The following is a 24,050-nucleotide window of genomic DNA, read 5'->3' on the forward strand; positions in this document are numbered from 1 at the left end:
AGGCGAATATACATAAAGTGGTTAATAAGTCGGGCTAAAATCCGAAATAAATATCCAGATTGATATTGGTCATCTTTTAAAGAAGGGATAGTAATGGTTCCTGTTAATTATAAATTTAATGTTCGCTGAATTGCCGATAAATAATATTATGCAGCGCATGTAATATTTGAATACATACGCTGCATGACGTTATTTCAAAACACCGGCACCCCCAGCCCCACCTTCACCTCCCTTAACGTCGCCTGCGTCACCCCCTGCGCCCGCTCCGTCCCGCGTTTCAGCATCGCCATCAGCTCCCCCTTGTCCTGCATATACATCGCCCGCCGCTCCCGCATCGGCGCAATCAGTTCCTGCAAACACGCCTCCAGTTCGTTCTTACATACCCGGTCACCCAGCCCGCCCGCCTGATAGTGCGCCTTCATTGCCGCCACTTTGGCCTTGTCCGGATGAAACGCGTCGAGGTACGTAAACACCACGTTCCCCTCAATCTGCCCCGGGTCGCTCACCTTCAGGTGGTTCGGGTCGGTGTACATCGCGCTGACCGCACGGTGAATCGTCTCTTCGCTGGCCGAAAGGTGCAGCGTGTTGCCCAGCGATTTCGACATCTTGGCGCTGCCGTCGATACCGGGCAGGCGGCTGGTATCGCTCAGCATCGCCTTGCAGTGGCGCAGCACCGGGGCGGGCAGCAGGCTATTCATCTTGTGCACAATCTCGTTGGTCTGCTCAATCATCGGCAGCTGGTCGTCGCCGACGGGCACGCACTCGGCCTTGAACGCGGTGATGTCCGCCGCCTGGCTGATGGGGTAGGCCATAAACCCGACCGGCAGCGAGCGGGCGAAGCCCTTCTGCACAATCTCGTTCTTCACCGTCGGATTACGCTCAACGCGGGCGACGGTGACGATGTTCATATACAGCATCGTCAGCTCGGCGAGGGCGGGCAGTGCGGACTGGAGGCAGATCGTGGTCAGGTTCGGGTCGATGCCGGCGGCGAGGTAGTCGGCCAGCACTTCGGGGATGTTGTCGCGAATTTTTTGCGGGTTGCTGCCATTGTCGGTCAGCCCCTGCAGGTCGGCAATCAGCACAAACTGGTTGTGTGTGTGCTGGAGCGCCACGCGCTGGCGCAGCGATCCGACAAGGTGGCCGAGGTGCAGCGGGCCGGTTGGGCGATCGCCGGTGAGGATGGTGGGTGCGTTCATAAAGACTCCTTAACGTTGTAATGCCGAAAGGGGTCTTAGAAAAGTGAAAGCCGCCTTTCGGCGGCTATCTGAAAATGGGGAAAACTACTCCGTGCCGCCTTTAAGAAGGCAGCCACCAGCGGTTTACGGTGAGGACGGCTTGGTTTATGTTCATCTCTTTACCGTACCACGTCCGGCGCGAAAAACAAAAGGCCATGTCATGCTGCAATCACTCAACCACCTGACCCTCGCGGTCAGCGACCTGCAAAAAAGCGTCACCTTCTGGCACGAGCTGCTGGGCCTGACGCTGCACGCCCGCTGGAATACCGGGGCCTATCTCACCTGCGGCGATCTGTGGGTCTGCCTGTCGTACGACGAGGCGCGCCGGTACGTGCCGCCGCAGGAGAGCGACTATACCCACTACGCCTTTACCGTGGCGGAAGCGGATTTTGAACCGTTCTCGCAAAGGCTTGAGCAGGCGGGCGTCACCGTCTGGAAGCAGAACAAAAGCGAGGGGGAATCGTTCTACTTTCTCGACCCGGACGGGCACAAGCTGGAGCTGCACGTGGGCAGCCTCGCCGCGCGGCTGGCGGCGTGTCGCGAGAAGCCCTACGCGGGCATGGTGTTTACCTCAAACGAGGCTTGAGGCGCGCACCTTCAGCCTGCCCGCCAGCGTCACGTGCGTGGCGGCATCTTCCTCATTGCACAGGTACTCCACCGCCAGCCGTCCCAGCTCGCTGTAGGGCAGCTGGATACTGGTCAGCGGCGGGGTGAGCTGCTCGGAAATCTTCTGGTCGTCGTAGCCCGCCAGCAGCATGTCCTGCGGAATGCGCACGCCGTTCACCGCCAGCGCCTGATAGCAGCCAATCGCCAGCCAGTCGCTGGCGCAGAAAATGGCGTCCGGGCGCTCGGCCAATTCCAGCAGGGCCGTGGTGGCGGTAAAGGACTCGCTGAACTGCCAGTTGGTCTGGCGCACCAGGCCGTCGTCGCACGCTAATCCGGCCTGCTGTAGCGCCGCCCGGTAGCCCGCCAGACGCTGGCGGGAGGCCTCCATCCAGCTCTCGCCGGTGATGTGGGCGATGCGCGTGGCCCCGCAGGCGATGAGGTGTTTAGTGACCTGGAAGGCGTTGGCGTAGTCGTCCGGGATAAACGACGGCAGCAGCGGCGAGCCGGGGTCGCGCTGGTTGAGCAGCACCAGCGGGATGCGGGTACAGTCGTGAAACGCCGTCATGTCCACCAGCGTGGTGACCGGAGAGGCGAGAATAATCCCGATGCAGTTGCGCTTCTCCAGCTGGCGGATAATGTTCAGCGCCAGCTCGATGTCGTCGCCGTAGTCGTAGACGGTAAGCAACGTTTCGTTGCGCCACGCCGCTTCCCGCGCCTGGCTGATGGCGTCGATAAACGGGTCAAAGCTCTGCAGCGAGCTGACCAGCAGGGCGATCTCTTCCTGGTTGCGCGGGGCGTGAACGGTGGGGAGGCGGTCGTAGCCGAGCTCGGTGGCGACGCTAATCACCCGCTGGCGGGTGTCGTCGCTGAGCTTGATGTTGCGGGACTGGTTGAGCACCAGCGATACCGTCGCCTGCGACACCCCTGCCGCCCGCGCAATATCGTTCATCGTCACTTTTGTTTTTCGCTTCATCCGTCCTCTCCCTTTCGCGACTTCGCATCATACCCTAACCGCACGCTTTAGCGCCGTCGATCACGTTTCTCATTCATCGAAGCGTGAACTTTGTGAGGGGCATCGCTTTTCTAAACGCCGTGATTTGCGCATTTATCCCGCAACTAATATTTATTAGCTAAACATTATCAGTAAGAGGATGCGTAATGAAAGAGCAGTGGAGCAGGGAGCAGGCAAAGGCGTGGTATGAACAAAAAGGCTGGCTGTGCGGGTTTAACTATCTGCCGTCGACGGCGGTGAACTGGACTGATATCTGGCAGGAGGAGACCTTCGATGCCGAAACCATCGAGCGCGAGCTGGGCTGGGCGGCGGAGGCGGGCTACAACACCCTGCGCATTAATCTGCCGTTTATCGTCTGGGAGCACGACCGCGACGGGCTGATTGCGCGCATCGACCGGTTTTTGACGATTGCCGACGGTCACGGGTTCAGCACCATGCTGACCCTGATGGACGACTGCGGCTTCTCCGGTGACGAGCCGTACCTCGGCCCGCAAAAGCCGCCGGTGCCGGGCAAACACAACAGCCAGGCGGCGGCGAGCCCCGGTCGCGATAAGGTTTGCGATCCCGACTGCTGGGCAGACATTGAACGCTATATCCGCGACGTTGTTCGCCAGTTCCGCGACGACAGGCGCGTGCTGCTGTGGGATCTCTACAACGAGCCGGGCAACCGCGGCATTTTCGCGACGGGCACGCAGGAGGTGCAGTACGACGCGAAGCTGGAGACCTGCGCCCACGCGCTGATGAAGCTGGCGTTCCGCTGGGTGCGTGAAGAAGACCCGACCCAGCCGCTCACCGTCTGCGCGTGGCGCGTCCCGCCGGAAGAGGAGGGCGAGACGTTCTTCCAGCACCCGCTGGACCAGACCGCGCTGGCGCTCTCGGACGTGGTGAGCTTCCACGCCTACACCCACACGGGGCGCATGACGGCGATGATTCAGCAGCTGCAAAAGCTCGGTCGCCCGCTGTTCTGCACCGAATGGCTGGCACGCCACGTGGGCAGCACGATTGAAGAGCAGCTTCCGCTGATGTACATGGCGAAGGTTGCGCCGTATCAGTGGGGGCTGGTGCGCGGCAAGACCCAGACGTGGCTGCCGTGGCCGGTGGTGATGAAAGAGTCCACGGACTACTGTCGCCTCTGGTTCCACGACGTGTTTGAGGAGAACGGCATTCCGTTCTCACGCGCTGAAATTGCGCTGATGCAGCAGCTGCGCAAAATCGCCCCGAATCCGCAGGGCTAATAATAACGACCCGGCGCGCTGTCGCCGGGCAACCAGGTACGCACTATGGCAACGACAATGAAAATACCGTCTCGCGAGTTGTGGTCTTATTTTGGCTATGGTTTAGGTCAGTGTTTTAGCTTTGGTTTAGTGGGTTCGTTTATTAACTATTTTTACACCGACGTGCTGGGGATCTCGGCGCTGGCGGCGAGCACCATCTTCCTGATTGCCCGCGCGTGGGACGCGGTTCACGATCCGCTGTTTGCCAGCATAATGGACACCATTAACAGCCGGTTCGGCAAGTTTCGCCACTTTTTGCTGATTGCGCCTTTGCTGATCACCGGCGTCACGCTGCTGTCGTTCTATAAAATCGAAGCGGACATGACCACCAAAATCCTCTACGCCGGGGTGACGTATATCCTGTGGGGGACGCTGTACGCCATCTCCGATATCCCGTTCTGGTCGATGTCGTCGGTGATGACCAACGACTCCGGTCAGCGCACCCGCGCGGTGACGGCGGCGATGCTCGGGGTGAACGCCGGGATTGCCTGCGCCAATATCTTCTTCCCGAAGCTGGCGGCGTTCTTCGCCCAGTACAGCAACGATAAAGGCTACTTTATGGCGGCGCTGGTGATGATGCTGGTGGGCCTGCCGCTGATGCTTAACGGCTTTATGCAGATCAAAGAGCGCGTGCCGCCGAGCCCGGAAAAGGTGACCATCCGCGACACCTTCCACAACCTGCGCCAGAACAAGCCGCTGTTTATCGTCCTGCTGTCGTTCTTCTTTTGCGTGTTCCACAACGTGGCGGGCGGGCTGTATATCTATTTCTTTATCAACAACCTGGGCGACGGCAGCCTGCAGATGGCGATTGGCGTGATGGGCATTGTGGCGGCGGTGCTGTGCCTGGTCGCCCCGATGCTGACGCGCCGGATGCAGAAGCGGAAGCTATTTATGATCCTCTGCGGGCTGGACGTGGCGGTGCGCGTGGTGATGTGGTTTGTCGGATATCAGCAGGTGACGATGCTGTTTATTCTGCTCGGCCTGAGCACGCTATTCGTGATGATGACCAACATCCTCACCTCGTCGATGATTGCCGACACCATCGAGTACGCGGAGTACCACACTAACAAGCGCTGCGCGGCGATCACCTTCTCCGGGCAGACCTTTACCGGCAAGATGTCGGTGGCGGTGGGCGGCGGGCTTATTGGCGTGTTCCTGACGATGATCGGCTACGTGCCGCAGGCGCAGATCCAGAGCGAAGGCGTACTGTCGGGGCTGTTCTTTGGGATTTGCCTGCTGCCGGCGATTGGGTCGCTGATCCGCATGGGCTTTATGTCGCGCTTTACCTTTACCGAGGAGAAGCATGCGGAGGTTTGTCGGTTGCTGGCGGAGCGCGAGCACGGCGTTGTGCAACGCGGTGAGCCTGGGCAGAAGCATGAGCCTCCGCTTACTGTGAATTGATTAAGTAGCGCCCGCGCTGCGGGCGTTTCTTAAAAGCTACTTGATATCATGAAGCAACTTTAATAAAAGGCTATCACCGTTAGATTTAATTTTCTGAAAATAAACAGGCTCAGCTATAGGCGAATCCCATTGGTGTATCTCATCCTTCTTAAACGGGATACATTTCATAGCGGTGTTTTTTAACCGTTTTATGCGAAGGTCATATTCGTCAAAGTTGTCTGGCGTAGTTTTCAGGCTCAGCGATCTGGCATGATTGATTTGCGTAGGGCAAATAAGCTGAATGTTTCCAAGCGAGAAAATGTTTACGCCGGTGATAAAGAATCTCGAAGGGATATCTTTATAGTAACGTGTGTTCCATGTTAAACCATCAAACATCGCTGGCGGGTGAGTGTGAGTATCTATGTAATATTGATGTGTGCGCCAGTCGCTAATGCCGGAAAGGTTCATGGTCATGTTAATGATCATATTGGGGGTGGGGCGGAAAATCATTGTCAGGACAAGCATGCTGAGAGGAATAATAATTAGTGTATAAGTGATTATTTGCAATAAACTTTTATTTTTCTTTTCGTTTATCAGGATCATTCCTGGGAAAATACCCACAATAATCATCGCGACCGAGAGTGCAAGGAAAATGATAACCTGTAAGAACGTATTACTTCCTTCGCTAAAATCTAGTTGACCCGCGATAAAAATGAGCGGGAAGATTTGTGTAAATGCAGGGGCAATCAATAACAGAGGCAGCCAGTTTCTGACGGCGTTTTTCTGCAAATATTTTACATCACGCGTATCATCAACATCCTTATATGACTGAACGTTGAACATAAGCCAGTAGGATAAGCAATACGATGCGGCCAGTATTATGGCTATCGCTAAGGCAAGAACGATAAAACCATTTATATCAAGAAAAAATTGTAAGCAGAACGCTCCGATAAGCACAACGCACATCACAACGCTATTACCAAAACAGATTGAGGTAAAGCTATGTGTCAAACCTTCGTATTTAACAAACTCTTTCTCATGTGCGGTGTAAATTAAGTAAGCAAGGACAGATGAGATAAAAATGACAAGGCTGAAACCAAGTAGTGAGACAAGGGTAAACCCAAATATTATTCCTACTGCGCTACTCACGCTCAACGCATCATATAAAATATCAAGCCGGTCAATATTCGCAAGATAGAACCATATAACGCTAAATGTACAGGCTGTGACAAATGAAGAGGATGTTAAAATAGCGATGATAAACTTTCGGGTTAGCCGCTTAAGAAACTGGATATTCATCTTATGTAGTCTCCCTTTGAAATGAAGGAATACTAGTCACAAGGGAGAGGGAGTTCTACGCTCAAATTTAGTATGCCGGGAAGTGCATATTCAGGCTGACGCCTGCTGGCGTCAGCCCCGGGACCTTACAGCGACTTCACAAACGCCAGCAGATCTTCGTTGAGCTGATCCTGGTGGGTCAGCGCGAAGCCGTGCGGCGCGTTGTCGTACACCTTCAGCGTGGCGTTTTTGATCATCTCCGCCGCCAGCTTGCCGGTGCTTTCAAACGGCACGATCTGGTCGTTGCTGCCGTGGATCACCAGCGTCGGCACGTCGATTTTCGCCATATCCGGGCGGAAGTCGGTTTCGCCAAACGCGGTCACGCAGTCGATGGTGCCCTTCAGGGATGCCAGCAGGGCGATGTTCAGCGTCTGGGTCAGGGCACCGGCAGAGACGGTCTGCCCGGCGTTGGTGCCGTAGAACGGCGTCGCGAAGTCGCTGATGAACTGGGCGCGATCTTTACGCAGTCCGTCGCGAATGCCGTCGAACACGCTCTGATCCACACCCTGCGGGAAGGAGTCGGATTTACCGAAGATCGGCGTGACCGCGCCCAGCAGCGCCAGACCGGCCACGCGCGAACTGCCGTAGTTGTTGATGTAGCGGGACACGTCGCCGCCGCCCATGGAGAAGCCCACCAGCGTCACGTCCTGGAGGTCCAGGGTGGTGATCAGGTCGTTAATGTCGGACGCAAAGGTATCGTAGTCGTAGCCGTTCCACGGCTGATCCGAGCGGCCAAAGCCGCGACGGTCAAAGGCGATGGCGCGGAAGCCGCGTTCGGCCAGGTAGTTCAGCTGGCTGTCCCACATGTCGCCGTCCAGCGGCCAGCCGTGGCTGAAGAGAACCGGTTTGCCCGCGCCGCAGTCTTTGTAGTAAATCTGCGTGCCGTCTTTTGCCTTAAACGTTGCCATAGTGTGTTCCTGTACAGGTGATGGTTATGGTTATACCGGCGCGACCAGATAGCGAATTGCCGGTGATGTTGTGCCCTGATGAAAAGCCAGAACGCGGCTCTGCAGCAGGAGGTCATTCATGGTGTGGCGTTCCTGCTGGCGCAGATGCTCAATCCACGAGCCCATCAGGAAGGTCTCGATAAACAGACCGGGGCGCTCAATATCCTCGTACACCGCCCAGCTCATCGCCCCGGCGCGGCGGCGCACCCGGCGCAGCTCGTGTACCGCCTCCAGGAAGGCTTTCGCGTTCTGCGGGTCGATGATGTACTCGTGCGAGACCAGCACCGGGCCGCGCTCGTTCGGCAGCTCAATCTCCACGCCGTCCAGCGGCTGGCCGCTCAGGTCGAGGTTTAAATCAGGATCTTTCTCCAGCTTCCAGCGGAACACCGTTGCGCTTGCCAGCACCATCCCCAGCGTGGCGATCACCAGCGAGGTTGGGGTGCCAAACTGCGAGGCGATCTGCCCCCAGATGGCGCTGCCCGTGGTCATCGAGCCGAAGAACACCGTCAGGTAGACCGCCAGCGCGCGGGCCTTCACCCAGCGGGCGGCGCTGCGCTGCGCGCCGAGGTTCAGCGTCGAGAGCACCGCAATCCACGCGAAGCCGGTGAAGAACTCAAACAGGTTCAGCAGCCAGACGTGGCGCACGAACGCCAGCGCCAGCATGGTGAGGGCAAAAACCAGGCTCGCGGCCACCATCAGCCGATCGGCGTTCAGCCGCTGGCGCAGGCGCGGCAGCAGGATCGCCCCGGCAATGGCGCCCAGGCCAATGCACGCCAGCATCACGCCGTAGCCTGCCGGGCCTAAGCCCAGCTCGCGGCGTGCCACCAGCGGCAGCAGTGCCCAGCCCGCGCTGCCGAAAACGAAGAAGGCCACGGTGCGCACCAGCACGTTGCGCAGCACCGGCGCGGCGTGCACGTAGCGAATGCCGGAGCGCACCGCGGAGAAGAAGTGTTCCGGCGGCAGGCGCTGCACGGACGGCGCCGGACGCCAGCGCCACAGCACCCACGCCACGCCCACCACGGACAGCGCGTTCAGGGCAAACACCATCCAGGGCCCGGCGAGCGAAAGCAGAAAACCGCCCAGCGCGGGGCCAATCGCCCGGCTGATGTTCACCCCGAGCGAGTTCAGCGCCAAGGCGGCACCCAGCTCCGGCTTGCTCACCAGATCGGGCACCACGGCCTGGAACGGCGGCGAGCTCATCGCCGCGCCCACGCTCAGCAGGAACGTCGCCACTAGCAGAACGGTAGGGGTGACGTGTCCGGTGAAGGAGAGCACCGTCAGCCCGGCGGCGGCGATGAACACCCACAGCTGGGAGAAGAGCAGGTATTTACGCCGGTCAACGATGTCCGCCATCACCCCGGACGGCAGGGCGAAGAGGAACATCGGCAGGCTGCTCGCCGCCTGCACCAGCGCGATATCCAGCGGATCGGCGCTGAGCGTCAGCATGCTCCAGTTGATGCCGACGTCGCTCATCCATGAGCCGACGTTAGAGACCACCGTGGCGATCCACAACATGCGGAACACCGGCTGGCTCAGCGGCTGCCAGGGCGAAACCGCCCGCGCGGGCGTCGTCTCAACGTGTGCGTCGCGAACGTCGTTAACCTGGGTCATGCGAACCTCTCCGTTGCCTTACGCTGCAGCCGCCACTGGCCCGGCCCGGTGAGGGCCAGAGTGGTGAAGATAATCAGCAGCAGCCAGCCAAACTGCCCTTCGGCGATCGACCAGTCCGGGTGTACCGCCAGCATCGCCACCAGCAGCACGGCGATAATCGGCAGGCACGCCAGGCGGGTGTAGACGCCCGCAATGATCAACAGCGGGCAGATGACCTCGGCGACGATCGCCGGGATCAGGCTCGCGTAAGGCCCGAAGCCGAACGGATCTTCAATGCGCGTCAGCTCTTCGCTGAAGTGCAGCACCTTCGGCAGGCCGTGCACGTAGAGCAGCAGCAGGCTGCCGGTGAGGCGCAGGAAGAACAGCCCCAGGTCGACCCGGGGCGGCATAGTAGTGTTTTTCATCAGAATGCAAAGCAGCTGCAGCCCAGCGCCCCCCAGAAAGCGTTATCGTCGGACACCGGCATCTCTGACGTGCGGGCGAAATCATGCTGGTGGCTGTGAACCCCGCACGGGCCGCTGCAGTGGTGAGCCACACTCATGCCCACGCGGGCGGCCTGCGGCGGCGCGCTGCGGTAGTGGCCCGGCACTTTCACCACCGGGGACCACTCGGGCAGGACCGGAATGGCCGGTGGCGCGAGCGGGCCAAAGCTGCCTGCGGCGTAGACGATGTCGCCGTTGACCACCGTTAGTACGGACTCGATGCCCTTGATCTCCTCTTCCGGCACGCGGAAGTAGTCTTTGCTGAGCACCGCCAGATCCGCGAGCTGGCCGACCTTGATCTGCCCCTTCTGGTTCTGCTCGCTGGAGAACCACGCGCTGCCCTGGGTCCAGAGCATCAGGGCGGTATCGCGGTCCAGACGGGCGCTGTGGTCGTACATCTGCATCCCGCCGACGGTGCGGCCGGAGACCAGCCAGTAGAGCGCGGTCCACGGGTTGTAGCTCGCCACGCGGGTGGCGTCCGTTCCTAAGCCAACCGGTACGCCGGTCTCAAGCATTTTGGCCACCGGCGGCGTGTGGCGGGTAGCTTCGATGCCATAGCGCTCGGCAAAGTACTCCCCCTGGAAGGCCATGCGGTGCTGGACGGCAATGCCGCCGCCCAGTGCTTTGATGCGGTCGATGTTGGCCTGGGTAACGGTTTCCGCGTGGTCGAAGAACCAGTGCAGGCCGTTGAACGGAATGTCGCGGTTCACCTTCTCGAACACGTTCAGCATGCGGCTGATGGATTCGTTATAGGTGGCGTGCAGGCGGAACGGCCAGCGGTGCTCCACCAGATGGCGCACCACGCGCTCCAGCTCGTCCTCCATGCCCGGCGCGAGGTCCGGGCGCGGCTCGAGGAAGTCTTCAAAGTCGGCGGCGGAGAAGACCAGCATCTCGCCCGCGCCGTTGTGGCGGAAGAAGTCGCTGCCCTGGCCCGGCGTGAGCATGTCGGTCCATTTTTCAAAGTCTTCCAGCTCGTGGCCCGGACGCTGGGTAAACAGATTATAGGCGATGCGGATGGTCATCTGCTTTTTCTCGTGCAGCTCGGCAATCACCTCGTAATCTTCCGGGTAGTTCTGGAAGCCGCCGCCCGCGTCGATGGCGCTGGTCAGCCCCAGGCGGTTCAGCTCGCGCATAAACTGACGGGTGGAGTTAACCTGCTGCTCCAGCGGCAGCTTCGGCCCTTTCGCCAGCGTGGCGTAGAGGATCATGGCGTTCGGACGGGCAATCAGCATCCCGGTCGGGTTGCCGTTGGCATCGCGCTGGATCTCGCCGCCCGGCGGGTTGGGCGTCTCTTTGGTGTAGCCGACCACCTTCAGCGCGGCGCGGTTGAGCAGGGCGCGGTCGTACAGGTGCAGAATGAAGACCGGGGTATCCGGCGCGGCGTCGTTAATCTCATCCAGCGTCGGCATGCGGCGCTCGGCAAACTGGAACTCGCTCCAGCCGCCCACCACGCGCACCCACTGGGGCGACGGCGTGCGCAGGGCCTGCTCTTTCAGCATCCGCAGGGCGTCGGCCAGGGACGGCACGCCTTCCCAGCGCAGCTCGAGGTTGTAGTTCAGCCCGCCGCGGATCAGGTGCAGGTGCGAGTCGTTCAGGCCGGGGATCGCGGTGTGGCCTTTCAAATCCACCACCTTAGTGCCGTCGCAGTGGTGCTGCATCACCTCGGCGACGGTACCCACTTCCAGAAATTTTCCGTCGCGCACGGCAACGGCTTCCGCGACAGGATTTTCGCGATCGACGGTGTGAAACTGGCCGTTAACCAGAATAAGATCGGCTTTACCGAGGGTAACCATAACTGCTCCTGACTGAGAGGGGGAATGGTCAGGATTATGGGAACCGGTTTCGGCAAAGATCCAGTTATACAATAGGATAGGTATACCAAAGTATAACTATACCTAAGGTTAACTATACGAAGAGATAATTACGCGCGGCGACGGAAAACCGCAGGATGAGGGTGACTTTATCGTCGCGGCGCTCGCGGCGATTTCTACCCTTAACCACTGGAAAATGCTATGACCTCTTCAAAGCTCGAAGTGTTAACCCCTGCGAACTGTCAGATCATCTTTATCGATCACCAGCCACAGATGGCGTTTGGCGTGCAGTCGATTGACCGCCAGGTGCTGAAAAACAACACCGTGGCGCTGGCGAAAGCGGCCAAAGTGTTCAACATCCCGACCATCATCACCACCGTTGAGACCGAAAGCTTCTCCGGTAACACCTATCCGGAGCTGTTGGACGTCTTCCCGGGCCAGGACATTCTGGAGCGTACCTCCATGAACTCCTGGGACGACCAGAAGGTGCGCGACGCGCTGAAGGCTAACGGCAAGAAGAAGGTGGTGGTTGCCGGCCTGTGGACCGAAGTGTGCAACAACAGCTTTGCCCTGTGCGCGATGCTGGAAGGCGACTACGAAATTTATATGGTGGCGGACGCGTCCGGCGGCACCTCCAAAGAAGCCCACGACTTCGCGATGCAGCGCATGATCCAGGCAGGCGTGATCCCGGTGACCTGGCAGCAGGTGATGCTGGAGTGGCAGCGCGACTGGGCGCGTAAAGAGACCTATACCGCGGTGATGGATATCGTGCGCGAACACTCCGGCGCGTACGGCATGGGCGTGGATTACGCCTACACCATGGTGCACAAAGCACCGTCTCGCCAGAAGAGCGAGCACCGCACCTTAGCGCCGGTCCCGGCTCGCTAAGTTCCGCTGGCGGGCTGGTCCCTCATCCGGCTCGCCGCTGCCTCTTTCTCTGGAGTTCACAATGAGTACTGGGCTGATATCCCTTGCCGCAGGCGTGTTGATTGGCCTGATGTATGCCGTGCTGAAGGTGCGCTCCCCCGCGCCGCCCGCGCTGGCGCTGATTGGCCTGCTGGGGATGCTGGCGGGTGAACAGGCGACGCGCCATCTGTTATCCCGCGACGGCGCGCCGCCTCCTCAGGTAACGGTTCCGCAGGTGAAATCGCAGACGGGAGCGACGTCATGAGAGCATGGATAATTTCGCTGGTGTGCGGCGTGGTTGCTGGGGTAATTTACGCCCTGCTCGACGTTCATTCCCCGGCACCGCCGGTTGTCGCCCTGCTTGGCCTGTTTGGCATGCTGGTGGGTGAACAGCTCATCCCGGTGGGACGGCGTTTACTGAGTCGCGAACCGTTTACCCTCGCCTGGTTTCGTCACGAATGCGTGCCGAAAATCAGCGGCACGGCGCCCCCCGCGCCCGCGAAGGACGATCGCGACGTTTAATGATTTTTTTGAGGAAAGACAGCATGACGCTGCCGTGGCGCATTGCCATCATTGATGACGAACGTTCCGTCCGCAGCGGGCTGAGTAATCTCCTGGAGTCGGAAGGGTATGCCGCCGATACGTTTGATTCGGCAGAGGTGTTTCTGAGCCATCCGCTCGCCCTGTCCGGCGCGGCGCTGGTGATCGCCGATATCAAGCTGCGGGGCATGAGCGGCCTGGAGCTGTTTGACAAGCTGCGGCTGCTGGCCGTTCCCCCGCCGCCCGTGATCTTTATCTCCGGTCATGCTGATGAAAATATGCAGCGGTACGCTCTTAGCCTGGGCGCCGCTGCATTTTTGCGTAAACCCATTAACATCGATATTCTGCTGGATCATATACAGCGGGAGCTGGCCCGCCGACGATAAGGATCGCGGATGAACGAACACGAGCAGCCTGCATTCTGGCCCGCCCAGGGGAATCTTCACCAGGGGCGGGTTTTTGTCCTTAAAGAGGATGTGATTTTTACCGTGCTGGCGCAGGAGGGCGGTATCGCCTGGATGCACGCGCGCCATCCCCATTCAGGCGGTTCGTTCATCATTGCCACCGCGGTGAGCGACGAAGAGGAAGAGCGGGCCACGCGGCTGCTGAAAAACGAATTTGCGCTGCGTGACGTGCTGCAGGACAGCTGGGCCATCCGCGCCGTTGCCTCCACCCAGTACCGGGGACGATTCGCGCTGGTGTATGCGCCGTTTGCGTTTGAGCTGCTGGCGCGACGCGCGGGCAGGGCGATCTCGGGGATCTCGCGCTTTATTGAGATGGCGATCCAGATCTGCGTTCCCCTGCGCCAGATGCACCTGCAAAACCTGATCCACGGCGATATCAAGCCCGGCGCGATTTTTGTTCATCACGATGCCACCTGCCGTCTTGGCAGCTTTGGCCTCTCCTGTAGCCTCTCCGGTGCCTTCTCCCAGACCCGGCTTGCCGTTTCAGGCGGTACGCCCGCGTATATGTCACCGGAGCACACCACTCGCACCCGGCGTCCCGTTGACGGCCGCAGCGATCTCTACAGCCTCGGCATGGTGCTGTATGAACTCCTGACCGGACGCCTGCCGTTTGAGTTGGGGGAGGACGATCAAACCAACTGGGCTCACTACCATATTGCCTCGGAGCCGCTGGCCCCGGACGTGATTCGCCCGGACGTGCCGGGAATGCTGTCGACCATCATCCTCAAGCTGCTGGAGAAGCACCCCGATAACCGCTACCAGACGGTCGACGGGCTGATTGCCGACCTCCGCCGCTGCCAGGCGACGCTGACCTGCGAGGGCGAGATCGTCGCCTTTACGCCCGGCCAGCAGGACCGCACTCCCGCGATCCATCTGGCGGACTCCCTGTTCGCGACGCATCCGCAGGCGAATGACGTCATTGCCGCGTTTGAGCGGGTGGGCCAGAATCTGGTGCCGGAGCTGGTGACGATCGGCGGGCCGTCGGGGATTGGCAAATCGTCCATCATCGCGACGGCGCTCAAAACGCTGCAGCAGCGTCAGGTTTTGCTGGCGGTGGGGAAAGTCGATCAGTTCTCGCCGTCTTTGCCCTACGGCGTATTAAGCTCCGCGTTCCGCACCCTGACGCTGCACCTGCTGGGGCTGCCCGCGGAAGATGTAGCGAAGTGGAAAATCCGCCTGTCGCGCGCCCTGGAGGGGTACGAAGCGCTGGCCGTCAGCCTGGTGCCCGAGCTGGGGCTGCTCCTTGAGAGCAAGCCGCGCTACTCGGCGGATACCTTTTCCATTGATGCCCGGGCGCGCTTCAGCCATATGGTGCTGGCGCTGGTAAAAACCTTTGCTTCTCAGGGCTGCCCGCTGGTGCTGGTGCTCGACGATCTCCAGTGGAGTGACGCGGCCAGCCTGCATACGCTGAAACATCTGCTGGTGACCTGCGGCGCTATCCCGCTGCTGCTGGTGGTCGCCCACCGCGATATCGGTTCGTTGTCTGAACCGACGCTGCAACAGCAGCTGGCGAGCCTGCCGGAGGCGGCGCAAAACGCGACTGAAATTGTCCCGCAGGCGCTGTCCGTGAAGGCGGTGGCGCGCTGGCTGGCGACGATATTTCGTGCCCGCAGCGCGGCGACGACCGACCTCGCCACGCTGATCCACGAGAAAACCGGGGGCAACCCGCTCTTTGTGCACGAGTTTTTCCGCCGCATCGTGGATGACGGGCTGGTGGTGCACAACAAATATCAGGATAAGTGGCACTACGATCTGCAGGCGATCCGCGCCCGGCACTACACCGAAAACGTCGTTACCCTGGTGCTGGAGCAGCTCGAAGAGCTGCCCGACGAGACGCGCCGCCTGCTGGGCAGCCTCGCCTGCCTCGGCGGCACGGGCGAGATGGAGATGATCTGCCGGGTGGTCAGCATGTCGATGGCGGAAATGCGCTATGCGCTGCATCCGGCGGTGATGGCCCAGCTCATTGTGCTGACGGAAAAAGAGTACGCCTTCACCCACGACCGGGTGCAGGAGGCGGCCTTTGCGATGCTGGATCAGCATGAGAAAAGCCATCTTCACCTGACCACCGCCAGCCTGCTGGCCGATGCCGCGCGTCAGGCCGCGGGGAACGAACTGCTGTTTCGCGCCGTTCACCACGTCACGGCTGCGCTGGACTGCATCCAGCCCGCGCCGCAGCGCCAGATGTTCCGCGAGCTGAGCCTGCTGGCCGCACGACGGGCAAAGCGTTCGGGGGATTATCCATCGGCGCTCAGCTATATCCAGACCGCCAGAGCGCTGGGCAACGCCGGAACGGTGTCAGACTTTATGCTTGATATCGAAGAGGCGGGCTGCGAGTTTGCTCTGGGGCACCTGGAGCGCACCCGCGAGCTGTGTGACGCCATCCTCGGCTGCCCCGGCGGGCTGACCGAAAAGGCGCTGGCGGCCAACCTGCTGGTGGAAGTGTACATTCGCCAGTCGGACAGCCGTCTGGCGCTGGAGGCGGCGCTCTGCTGGCTGGGGATTTTTGGTATTCAGATTGGCCGCCACCCGGAAGACGCCGACTGCGACGAGGCCTGGGAACGCTTCTGCAACCGCACGGCCGACGCGCCGCAAAACCTTTTTGCCCAGCTGTCGCGAATGGATAACCCGGAAACCGAAGCGGTGATGAACCTGCTCTACAGCGCCAGCATTTGCGCCAGTTTCATCTGCCCGCGCCTGCATTTTTTGCTGCTCTGCCGCATGATGCACCTCACCCTCGACCACGGCATCACTGGCGCCTCCACCACGGCGATGGCCTGGTTTGGCGTGCTGATTGGCCAGCGCTACGCCGAGTACCGCCTCGGGTTCCAGTACGGCACCCTGGCCCGCGAGCTGGTGAACCGCCACGGCTACGACGCGTTCGAAGCCAAAACCCTGCTGCCCCTCGACCAGCTCAGCGTCTGGACCCAGCCGCTGTCATTCACCATCGAGTGCGCAAAAGCCTGCTTCACCGCCGCCGTTACCCACGGCGATATGACGGTGGCCTGCTTTGCGGCCTGCCATCAGGTCATTAACTTCCTCTCACGGGGCGATCACCTGGACGGGGTATTGACCAGCATCGATCGCGGCCTGGCGTTTGTACGTAAAACCCACTTCCAGGACGTAGAGACCATATTGATGCTCCAGCGCACCTTCGTGGAGTTTTTGCGCACGCCGACGATCGGCACCTGGACCGCGTCGCAGGCGCTGCCCGAGGCGCTGCTTCCCGCGTCGCCGGAGCAGGCCCCGGAGCAGACCTCCACCATGCTGTTCTGGTACTGGCTCTACCGTGGCATGGCGCACTTTACCTGCGGCGAGTATACCGACGCGCAGGCGGATCTTGAGATGGCGGGCTGGTACGCGTGGTCTGCGCCGGGGCACATCCATCTGCTGGATTACCATCTCTACAGCGCGCTGGCGCTCTCACGTCAGCTGACGCCGGAGACGTTTTCGGCGAATCACCGCCGCAGCATTCACGCACACTACGACAAAATCGCCCTCTGGGCGCGCATTAATCCCGGCACGTTCGCGGATAAAGAGGCGCTGATCTACGCCGAAATTGTCCGTCTGGACGGGATGAACAGCATTGCGCTTGAGCAGTATGAGAAGGCGGTCCGGCTCTCCCGCGAGGGTGGCTTTAACCCGATTAACGCCCTGGCCCACGAGCTGGCGGGCCGCTTTGCGCTGGCCTGCGGCTACCCAACCGCATCAGACGCGCACTTCCGCGGCTCGATTGCCGCCTGGGGCCGCGCGGGCGCGCAGGCCAAGGTGCGCCAGCTGGAGCAGGATTTCCCGCACCTGCTGGCCTCCGGGCAGGCCAGCGCCTACGACACGGTGGCGTTTGCCCAGAACGAGACGATCCGCGATCTGCAGAGCGTGATCAAGGCTTCCCGCGCGCTGTCGGAAGAGATCAATCTTGAGCGCCTGATTGAAAACCTGATGACCATCCTGCTCGAACGCGCCGGGGCGCAGCGCGGCCTGCTGCTTCGCGTGAGCGATAACCTGATCCCGGAGATCGAGGCCAGCGCCTGGACCAGCACCGACGGCGTGCGGGTGCGGATCCTGAAAGACGTGCCGATGGCGACCGACATGCCGCTGTCGGTGCTGGCTGCGGTGATCCGCACCGGGCAGGAGATCCGCACCGGCAAGCCGGAGGAGTTTCATCCCTTCAGCCAGGACCCTTATCTGGTGACCTCGGGGGCGGCGGTGATGTGCGTCCCGATGTTCAAACAGGCGCGGCTGGTGGGCGTGCTCTACCTGGAAAACCGCCTGATGCCGGAGGTCTTCACCGCCGAGCACTCGCGCGTGGTCAGCCTGCTGGGCGCGCAGGCAGCGGTATCCCTGGAGACGGCGCGGCTCTACGCCGAGCTGCTGGCGGAGAACATTCAGCGCCGCCGGGTGGAAAAAGAGCTGCGCGCCAGCCAGACCTCGCTGATGCTGGGCGAGCAGATCAGCCACACCGGCAGCTGGCGCTGGGAGCTGGAGCAGGATCTGATGTTTGTCTCGGAAGAGTACGCCCGCATTCTCGGCCTGCCCGACCAGCAAAAGATGATCTCCATGGCGGAGTTTTTAACCTTCGTCCACGAGGACGATTACGCCCGCATCAGCGCCATCGTCACCCAGAGCGTGCGCGACGGGCTCTCCATGCGTGCGGAGTTTCGTATAAAGCGCACCGACGGCTCAACGCGCTACATCCTCGGAATTGGCGATCCGGTGGGGGTGGGCAGCGAGGTGAACGAGTACTACGGCATCATTACGGATATCACCAGCCAGCGCGCCGCGGAAGATGCCATGCGGGTGGCGCAGGCGGATCTGGCGCGCGTTTCCCGCGCCACCACCGTCGGGCAGCTGACCTCCTCCATCGCCCACGAGATCAACCAGCCACTGATGTCCATCGTCTCGAATGCCGGGGCGAGCCTGCGCTGGCTCAGCCGCGAGCCAGCCCGCCTGGATAAAGTGCGCGAAGGGCTGGAGGAGATCGCCGCGGAAGGCGCGCGTGCGGGGGAGATCATTCGCAGCATCCAGTCCCTGACGCGCAAGCAGGATCCCACCTTCTCGCGCATCGATATGCACTACCTGATCCACCATATCATCACGCTTTCGCGCAGCGAGCTGGAGCAGAGACACATTAGCGTTGATTATCTGTTGAACGCCAGCGACAGCTTTATCACCGGGGACAGCGTGCAGATCCAGCAGGTGCTGTTGAATCTGGTGATGAATGCGGTAGAAGCGATGGCCGAGGTGAGGGATCGCGCCAGCACCATCATCCTCAGCACCGCCAACGCGGACGGGAAAGTGATCGTTGAGATCGCCGATACCGGGAGCGGCATTGAGCCCGAACGGCTGGAGCAGATTTTTGACTCGTTCTACTCCACCAAGCCGCAGGGGATGGGGATGGGGCTGACCATCAGCGCCAGCATCATCGAGCGCCACTGCGGAAAGCTGAGCGCGCGCCGCCGGGAGCCGCACGGCACGGTGTTTACCTTCGCGCTGCCGCTGGCCGCGCAGGAAGGGTAAACGTTACTCCGCGGGCTGGCTTTTGGTCAGGCGCTCAACGGCCCTGACCAGCTCGGCCACGGAGCGCACCTGCATTTTCTCCATCACCCGGCGGCGGTGCACCTTCACCGTGATCTCGCTGACGCCCAGCTCGGCGGCAATCTGCTTGTTGAGCTTGCCGGTGATGGCAAGCTCAAGCACCTCGTGCTCGCGCGGCGTGAGGGACAGATGGCGCTGCTTCAGGGCGTAGTGCTCTTTATTGCGCACGGCGTTGTTTTCCGCCAGCTGCAGCGCGGACTCAATGGCGTCGATCAGCGCGGCGGATTCAACGGGCTTGGTGAGAAATTCGTACGCGCCGCCTTTGATGGCGCGCACCGACATCGGGATAGTGCCGTGGCCGGTGAGAAAAATAATCGGGATCTCGCGCCCGCTGTCTTTGAGCGCGTCCGCCACCTCGAAGCCAGAGATGGCGGGCATCTGCATGTCGAGGATCACGCACGACGGCAGATCCTCAAACCGGTGTTGAAGAAACGTTTCTGCTGATGAAAAGCCGATGGCGTTTAAGTCTGCCGATTCCAGCAGCCCGATTACGGACTGCCTGACCGCGTCATCGTCATCAACCACATACACAATGTGTTCCATTCACCGCCCCGGTGCTGATTTAAATGTCGAGGATGCAAACAGTCCCAACGGTGGCGTAAGAGACTGTTTATGCTGACTTTCATCTTAACACATTAAATATCATTATCATTTAACAATATGATAACCATATGAAGTATAGCGAGCCGGGGCGGGGGCGGTGAAGGAATGAAACGCTGTTTTTATGCACCGACAAGCTCGATGCGGTTGCCGTCCGGGTCCGCGATTACCGCTTCATAGAAGCCGTCCCCGGTCATGCGCGGGGCGCTGAGCAGCGTGCCGTTTGCCAGCGCCCGCTCGGCCATGCTGTCCACTTTTGCCTTGCTGCCGACGTTAATGGCGATATGCGCCCAGCCGATAAACTCCGGGTGCGACGGGGCGTCGGGCAGGTCCGGCAGCGTCATCAGCTCGAGGGTCGGCCCGTCATCCAGGGTAATAAAATGGGATTCAAACCCCGGACGGTTTTTGCTGACGTAGCGTTCGTTACTGCGGCCATTAAACACCGTTTCCCAGAACTGAACCTGGGCTTCAAGGCTGCGGGTCCAGAGTGCGACATGTGCAATATTCATAAGATCCCTCGTTATTTGTCTGTGAGGACTTTCACCGATAAAACAGGCTACACTCTGGTTTTGAGCGCGACAAGCTGAGGAAACAACAATGCACTACACACTGAAAGAAAGCGACAAGGACAAAGCGGAAGGGTCAAGCGGCGCGGGCGCTCTGCAGCAAAAACTGCTGGAGTCCCGTTCGATTGTCATCTCCGGCGAGATCAACCAGGAGCTGGCGCAGAAGGTCATTACCCAGATGATCCTGCTACAAAGCGTCAGCAACGATCCGATCAAGCTGTACATCAACAGCCAGGGCGGCCACGTGGAAGCGGGTGACACTATTCACGACTTCATCAAGTTCATCCGCCCGGAAGTGCACGTTATCGGCACCGGCTGGGTGGCAAGCGCCGGGATCACCATCTTCCTGGCAGCGAAAAAAGAGCACCGCTACTCGCTGCCGAATACCCGCTTTATGATCCACCAGCCGCTGGGCGGCGTGCGCGGTCAGGCGACGGATATTGAGATCGAAGCGCGCGAGATCATCCGCATGCTGGATCGCGTCAACAAGCTGATCGCTGATGCCACCGGCCAGCCGCTGGAAAAAGTGAAAAAAGACACCGACCGCAACTACTGGATGTCTCCGGCAGAAGCGCTGGACTACGGCATCGTGGGCAAACTGATTACCCATTACGACGAGCTGAACCTGGATTAAGTTTTACCGCCGTGTACATGTCGGGTAGCGGCTTCGCCTTACCCGACCTACGCGCGCTCGTTTGACCCATGACAAGTTCCCCCTCTGCCTTCTTGCCTATAATCGCGCCTGTTTCCCCTCTCACTGGTGCTACCCATGGCGTATCAATTGAACCTGAACTGGCCGGAATTTCTTGAGAAATACTGGCAAAAACAACCCGTAGTGCTGAAAAATGCCTTCCCGAATTTTGTCGACCCGATTACCCCGGACGAGCTGGCAGGCCTGGCGATGGAGCCGGAAGTCGATAGCCGTCTGGTGAGCCACGCTAACGGCAAATGGCAGGCCAGCAATGGTCCGTTTGAGCACTTTGACGGTCTGGGCGAAACCGGCTGGTCACTGCTGGCGCAGGCGGTGAACCACTGGCATATGCCCGCCGCGGAGCTGGTGCGTCCGTTCCGCGTCCTGCCGGACTGGCGTCTGGACGATCTGATGATCTCCTTCTCCGTGCCGGGCGGCGGCGTGGGTCCGCATATCGATCAGTACGACGTGTTTATCATTCAGGGGATGGGCAGCCGCCGCTGGCGCGTGGGCGACAAGCTGCCGATGCGTCAGTTCTGCCCGCACCCGGTGCTGCTGCACGTGGATCCGTTTGAGCCAATCATCGACGAAGATCTTGAGCCGGGCGATATCCTCTACATTCCGCCTGGATTCCCGCACGACGGCTTCACCCATGAAACCGCGCTCAACTACTCCGTCGGCTTCCGCGGGCCGAACGGCCGCGATCTGATCAGCAGCTTCGCCGATTACGCGCTGGAAAACGATCTGGGCGGCGAGCACTATAGCGATCCGGATCTGACCTGCCGCGAACACCCGGGCCGCGTGGAGCAGTACGAGCTCGATCGTATCCGTCAGATGATGATCGACATGATTAGCAAGCCGGACGATTTCACGAAATGGTTTGGCAGCTTCGTCTCCACGCCGCGCCACGAGCTGGATATCGCCGCCGCCGAGCCGCCGTATTCGGCAGACGAGGTGCTGGACGCGCTGCAGGGCGGCGAAACGCTGTCGCGCCTGAGCGGCCTGCGCGTGCTGAACGTTAACGGCAGCGTCTTCATCAACAGCGAACAGCTGGAGACGGTAGACGCGAAGGGCGCGGATGCGCTGTGCCGCTACACCGAACTCGGCCAGGCCGAGCTGGGCGATGCGCTGAAAAACCCGGCGTTTGTTGACGAACTCACCGGGCTGATTAACCAGGGGTACTGGTACTTCGACGAGTAACAGGAGGCGGCGTTTAGTCAGCCTAAACGCCGCTACGTTCAAACCAGCATATTACACGCCTTCCAGTAGTTCAAAAGCCGCTCGTCGTCGCGCTCTTTCTCCGCTTTGATTTTCATCGCCTGGGCGAGATTCTCTCGCGATAACTCATGGCCTTTTTGCACGATGTCCAGGACCGCTTCACCAAGAGCCAGCGAAATTTCTGCCCGATTATTGTTGCGAATCGTCATAAATACCTCCTCGTTGGTTGCGATAATTTAATTATGATCGGGAAATAATCAGTCGGAAATAATTCATCTCATTCTTATTTTTTTCACTTCGGCGTTAAATAGACATCATATTCCATTCTGTCAATGATGTTTCAAAATGCTAATAAGCCTTTTAAACCTGAATTTATGCGCTACAGTTATTTTTCGTGCAACAGGCAAATAACCGAAACAGGAGAATGATTATGGTAGATAAAAGCGCAATTAAGGATCACACTCAGGTTGTCGCCAGCTGCGGAACGCACGTCGGGGTTGTGGACCATTTAGACGGCGAGCGTATCAAGCTTGCTAAGAGTGACCCTGAATCAGGCGGCAAGCACCACTTTATTCCTCTCGGCTGGGTCGATAAGGTCGAAGATAATAAAGTTATCCTGACCAAAAACCATAAAGAGGTTTTTGCTGAGTGGCAGGAAGCATAAATATATTTCTCGTAAAGAAATATATATCTTCGCTCCGGCTTTGTCCGGAGCGTAATAGTGTCTGCGCCCGGTGATTGCTGACATGGCAAAGGGATGGTACTGTTTTGCCTGTCCTTTTCCCGATGCAGGCCCCGAATTATGCTCCAGAGTGAAAATAGATCAGCGAAACGCATATTTTTTGTTGAGGATTTTCAGGTATTCGGCGAGCGCTACGGCATCGACTACCGTTTCCCGCTGTTAAAAGGGGAGCAGGTCAGCGGCAGCCCGGTGTTGCAGGGGAATGTGGAAGAGATGACGCTCTCGTCCGGCATTTCGCTGACCCACTCCGACGTGCATGTATTACAACCCTACGAAACCACATCCCGCCACAGCAGCCCGCTCTATATGCTGGTAGTTCTGGAAGGGTGCGTTACGATCGCGCTCAATGGCATCGACTATCACGTTCGTCCCGGCATGGCGTTCAGCGCCCGTCTGAGTGAGGAACAGGTGATGAGTGCGCGTCACGACGCCGACAGCGCGCTGAAAACGCTCTCGTTTGGCGTGTACCCGCATGAAGCCGGGCGTGAAGCCCTGCTTGAGTCGCTGCTGCTGGAATGGCAAAACCTGAATACACCCACGTTTGTCTGGCACGTTCCCGAGTTTGTTATGTCAGGCATTCAGCATGCGCAGCAGCAGAGGGGAAGCATGCTCGCGCGTAAGCTATTGCTGGAGGGGCTGATGTACCAGCTGCTCGGCCACGGCCTGAACCAGCGCCAGCAGCCCTGCCCGAGCCGCCCTGAGCATGCGCGCCTGGAACGCGTACGGAGCATGCTGGAACAGTCTCCTGAACGGGATCATACTCTCGCGCAGCTGGCAGCCCTGGCTGCAATGAGCCCAAGCAGCCTGCGCAGCAAGTTCCGTCAGCGCTACGGCTGCACCCTCTTCGATTATCTTCGCGACTGTCGCCTTGCGCTGGCGCGCCGCTATCTTCTGGAAGGCCACAGCGTGCAGCAGGCGGCCTGGATGTGCGGGTATCAGCATGCCACCAACTTCGCCACCGCGTTTCGTCGTCATTACGGGATTTCTCCGGGCGACGTGCGCAAACTCCGCTAACGTAATTTCGCCCATCGCGCG

General features: G+C 59.9%; 21 protein-coding genes and 1 pseudogene. 12 read left to right on the top strand and 10 right to left on the bottom strand.

The features are described from left to right. Window positions 1–194: 194 nt before the first annotated feature. On the bottom strand, window positions 195–1,196 hold the full coding sequence (gene trpS / locus IM291_RS09670; protein ID WP_192986749.1) for a tryptophan--tRNA ligase: 1,002 nt from the start codon (window positions 1,194–1,196) through the stop codon (window positions 195–197). Between the two features lie 199 nt (window positions 1,197–1,395). Between trpS and fosA the strand changes: the two genes are divergently transcribed. Next, entirely contained in the window at window positions 1,396–1,821 is a 426-nt protein-coding gene (fosA, locus tag IM291_RS09675) for a FosA/FosA2 family fosfomycin resistance glutathione transferase (protein WP_126326252.1), read from the top strand. Here fosA and IM291_RS09680 read toward each other — a convergent pair. Continuing rightward, the gene (locus tag IM291_RS09680) at window positions 1,807–2,814 is read right to left on the bottom strand and encodes a LacI family DNA-binding transcriptional regulator (RefSeq protein WP_192986751.1); all 1,008 of its coding nucleotides are present in this window, start codon (window positions 2,812–2,814) and stop codon (window positions 1,807–1,809) included. The genes fosA and IM291_RS09680 overlap by 15 nt on opposite strands. Before the next feature lie 185 nt (window positions 2,815–2,999). Here IM291_RS09680 and IM291_RS09685 point away from each other — a divergent pair, with 185 nt between their 5' ends. Next, complete coding sequence (locus tag IM291_RS09685; RefSeq protein WP_048999281.1) at window positions 3,000–4,088, top strand: cellulase family glycosylhydrolase; 1,089 nt, start codon at window positions 3,000–3,002, stop codon at window positions 4,086–4,088. A 45-nt stretch (window positions 4,089–4,133) separates the two neighbouring features. After that, entirely contained in the window at window positions 4,134–5,528 is a 1,395-nt protein-coding gene (locus IM291_RS09690; protein WP_048999282.1) for an MFS transporter, read from the top strand. A 36-nt stretch (window positions 5,529–5,564) separates the two neighbouring features. Here IM291_RS09690 and IM291_RS21925 read toward each other — a convergent pair whose 3' ends face one another. The 5 genes from IM291_RS21925 to IM291_RS09715 all read right to left on the bottom strand — a co-directional run bounded on the left by IM291_RS21925 (window position 5,565) and on the right by IM291_RS09715 (window position 11,678). Beyond that, window positions 5,565–6,806 carry a hypothetical protein gene (locus tag IM291_RS21925; RefSeq protein WP_048999283.1) on the bottom strand — a complete coding sequence of 414 codons (1,242 nt, stop codon included), beginning with the start codon at window positions 6,804–6,806 and terminating at the stop codon, window positions 5,565–5,567. Between the two features lie 125 nt (window positions 6,807–6,931). Next, window positions 6,932–7,753, bottom strand: a complete 822-nt coding sequence (locus IM291_RS09700; protein WP_048999284.1) for an alpha/beta fold hydrolase — start codon at window positions 7,751–7,753, stop codon at window positions 6,932–6,934. 30 nt (window positions 7,754–7,783) lie between these two features. Beyond that, entirely contained in the window at window positions 7,784–9,403 is a 1,620-nt protein-coding gene (locus IM291_RS09705) for an MFS transporter (protein ID WP_192986753.1), read from the bottom strand. Next, a complete protein-coding gene (locus tag IM291_RS09710; protein ID WP_028015359.1) occupies window positions 9,400–9,807 on the bottom strand; it encodes a DoxX family protein in 408 nt (135 codons plus the stop codon). The genes IM291_RS09705 and IM291_RS09710 overlap by 4 nt, the downstream gene beginning before the upstream one ends. Beyond that, on the bottom strand, window positions 9,807–11,678 hold the full coding sequence (locus IM291_RS09715) for an amidohydrolase (RefSeq protein WP_192986755.1): 1,872 nt from the start codon (window positions 11,676–11,678) through the stop codon (window positions 9,807–9,809). The genes IM291_RS09710 and IM291_RS09715 overlap by 1 nt, the downstream gene beginning before the upstream one ends. 219 nt (window positions 11,679–11,897) lie before the next feature. Here IM291_RS09715 and IM291_RS09720 point away from each other — a divergent pair, with 219 nt between their 5' ends. The 5 genes from IM291_RS09720 (at window position 11,898) to IM291_RS09740 (ending at window position 19,120) form a co-directional block, all read left to right on the top strand. Next, window positions 11,898–12,584, top strand: coding sequence for a hydrolase (locus tag IM291_RS09720; RefSeq protein WP_023331928.1), 687 nt, complete (start codon window positions 11,898–11,900; stop codon window positions 12,582–12,584). Between the two features lie 61 nt (window positions 12,585–12,645). Continuing rightward, on the top strand, window positions 12,646–12,867 hold the full coding sequence (locus IM291_RS09725; RefSeq protein ID WP_028015362.1) for a DUF1427 family protein: 222 nt from the start codon (window positions 12,646–12,648) through the stop codon (window positions 12,865–12,867). After that, entirely contained in the window at window positions 12,864–13,124 is a 261-nt protein-coding gene (locus IM291_RS09730; protein WP_028015363.1) for a XapX domain-containing protein, read from the top strand. Before IM291_RS09725 ends, IM291_RS09730 begins: the two co-directional genes overlap by 4 nt. 23 nt (window positions 13,125–13,147) lie before the next feature. After that, window positions 13,148–13,528 (top strand): response regulator transcription factor, encoded by a 381-nt coding sequence (locus tag IM291_RS09735; RefSeq protein WP_028015364.1) that lies wholly within the window; start codon window positions 13,148–13,150, stop codon window positions 13,526–13,528. A gap of 9 nt (window positions 13,529–13,537) precedes the next feature. After that, the gene (locus IM291_RS09740) at window positions 13,538–19,120 is read left to right on the top strand and encodes an ATP-binding sensor histidine kinase (RefSeq protein WP_192986757.1); all 5,583 of its coding nucleotides are present in this window, start codon (window positions 13,538–13,540) and stop codon (window positions 19,118–19,120) included. 3 nt (window positions 19,121–19,123) lie between these two features. Here the strand turns inward: IM291_RS09740 and IM291_RS09745 are convergent, their stop codons facing one another. Together IM291_RS09745 and IM291_RS09750 are read right to left on the bottom strand one after the other, a co-directional pair. Continuing rightward, the gene (locus IM291_RS09745; protein ID WP_045259555.1) at window positions 19,124–19,741 is read right to left on the bottom strand and encodes a response regulator transcription factor; all 618 of its coding nucleotides are present in this window, start codon (window positions 19,739–19,741) and stop codon (window positions 19,124–19,126) included. 179 nt (window positions 19,742–19,920) lie between these two features. After that, window positions 19,921–20,307, bottom strand: coding sequence for a VOC family protein (locus IM291_RS09750; protein ID WP_028015367.1), 387 nt, complete (start codon window positions 20,305–20,307; stop codon window positions 19,921–19,923). 85 nt (window positions 20,308–20,392) lie between these two features. Here IM291_RS09750 and IM291_RS09755 point away from each other — a divergent pair. Both IM291_RS09755 and IM291_RS09760 read left to right on the top strand, forming a co-directional pair. Further along, a pseudogene (locus tag IM291_RS09755) lies at window positions 20,393–20,998 on the top strand (ATP-dependent Clp protease proteolytic subunit); the annotation flags it as partial. 135 nt (window positions 20,999–21,133) lie between these two features. After that, window positions 21,134–22,255 carry a cupin domain-containing protein gene (locus tag IM291_RS09760; RefSeq protein ID WP_192986759.1) on the top strand — a complete coding sequence of 374 codons (1,122 nt, stop codon included), beginning with the start codon at window positions 21,134–21,136 and terminating at the stop codon, window positions 22,253–22,255. A gap of 38 nt (window positions 22,256–22,293) precedes the next feature. Here IM291_RS09760 and IM291_RS09765 read toward each other — a convergent pair whose 3' ends face one another. Then, window positions 22,294–22,482, bottom strand: a complete 189-nt coding sequence (locus IM291_RS09765) for a hypothetical protein (RefSeq protein ID WP_028015370.1) — start codon at window positions 22,480–22,482, stop codon at window positions 22,294–22,296. A 221-nt stretch (window positions 22,483–22,703) separates the two neighbouring features. On the opposite strand from IM291_RS09765, the gene IM291_RS09770 reads away from it, so the two are divergent. Together IM291_RS09770 and IM291_RS09775 are read left to right on the top strand one after the other, a co-directional pair. Then, window positions 22,704–22,937, top strand: coding sequence for a DUF2171 domain-containing protein (locus tag IM291_RS09770; protein WP_028015371.1), 234 nt, complete (start codon window positions 22,704–22,706; stop codon window positions 22,935–22,937). A gap of 138 nt (window positions 22,938–23,075) precedes the next feature. Beyond that, a complete protein-coding gene (locus IM291_RS09775) occupies window positions 23,076–24,029 on the top strand; it encodes an AraC family transcriptional regulator (RefSeq protein ID WP_032644966.1) in 954 nt (317 codons plus the stop codon). The last annotated feature ends 21 nt before the right edge of the window (window positions 24,030–24,050 follow it).

It is taken from the genome of Enterobacter cloacae complex sp. P27C (assembly GCF_014895705.1).
GTDB lineage: Bacteria > Pseudomonadota > Gammaproteobacteria > Enterobacterales > Enterobacteriaceae > Enterobacter > Enterobacter bugandensis.

Coding starts and splice junctions, on each gene's coding strand:
- IM291_RS09725 (WP_028015362.1), top strand. CDS start 12,646: ATGAGTACTGGGCTGATATCCCTTGCCGCAGGCGTGTTGATTGGCCTG.
- IM291_RS09715 (WP_192986755.1), bottom strand. CDS start 11,678: ATGGTTACCCTCGGTAAAGCCGATCTTATTCTGGTTAACGGCCAGTTT.
- IM291_RS09740 (WP_192986757.1), top strand. CDS start 13,538: ATGAACGAACACGAGCAGCCTGCATTCTGGCCCGCCCAGGGGAATCTT.
- IM291_RS09720 (WP_023331928.1), top strand. CDS start 11,898: ATGACCTCTTCAAAGCTCGAAGTGTTAACCCCTGCGAACTGTCAGATC.
- IM291_RS09690 (WP_048999282.1), top strand. CDS start 4,134: ATGGCAACGACAATGAAAATACCGTCTCGCGAGTTGTGGTCTTATTTT.
- IM291_RS09770 (WP_028015371.1), top strand. CDS start 22,704: ATGGTAGATAAAAGCGCAATTAAGGATCACACTCAGGTTGTCGCCAGC.
- IM291_RS09710 (WP_028015359.1), bottom strand. CDS start 9,807: ATGAAAAACACTACTATGCCGCCCCGGGTCGACCTGGGGCTGTTCTTC.
- IM291_RS09730 (WP_028015363.1), top strand. CDS start 12,864: ATGAGAGCATGGATAATTTCGCTGGTGTGCGGCGTGGTTGCTGGGGTA.
- IM291_RS09745 (WP_045259555.1), bottom strand. CDS start 19,741: ATGGAACACATTGTGTATGTGGTTGATGACGATGACGCGGTCAGGCAG.
- IM291_RS09750 (WP_028015367.1), bottom strand. CDS start 20,307: ATGAATATTGCACATGTCGCACTCTGGACCCGCAGCCTTGAAGCCCAG.
- IM291_RS09685 (WP_048999281.1), top strand. CDS start 3,000: ATGAAAGAGCAGTGGAGCAGGGAGCAGGCAAAGGCGTGGTATGAACAA.
- IM291_RS09735 (WP_028015364.1), top strand. CDS start 13,148: ATGACGCTGCCGTGGCGCATTGCCATCATTGATGACGAACGTTCCGTC.
- IM291_RS09765 (WP_028015370.1), bottom strand. CDS start 22,482: ATGACGATTCGCAACAATAATCGGGCAGAAATTTCGCTGGCTCTTGGT.
- IM291_RS09775 (WP_032644966.1), top strand. CDS start 23,076: ATGCTCCAGAGTGAAAATAGATCAGCGAAACGCATATTTTTTGTTGAG.
- fosA (WP_126326252.1), top strand. CDS start 1,396: ATGCTGCAATCACTCAACCACCTGACCCTCGCGGTCAGCGACCTGCAA.
- IM291_RS09680 (WP_192986751.1), bottom strand. CDS start 2,814: ATGAAGCGAAAAACAAAAGTGACGATGAACGATATTGCGCGGGCGGCA.
- IM291_RS09705 (WP_192986753.1), bottom strand. CDS start 9,403: ATGACCCAGGTTAACGACGTTCGCGACGCACACGTTGAGACGACGCCC.
- trpS (WP_192986749.1), bottom strand. CDS start 1,196: ATGAACGCACCCACCATCCTCACCGGCGATCGCCCAACCGGCCCGCTG.
- IM291_RS09760 (WP_192986759.1), top strand. CDS start 21,134: ATGGCGTATCAATTGAACCTGAACTGGCCGGAATTTCTTGAGAAATAC.
- IM291_RS21925 (WP_048999283.1), bottom strand. CDS start 6,806: ATGAATATCCAGTTTCTTAAGCGGCTAACCCGAAAGTTTATCATCGCT.
- IM291_RS09700 (WP_048999284.1), bottom strand. CDS start 7,753: ATGGCAACGTTTAAGGCAAAAGACGGCACGCAGATTTACTACAAAGAC.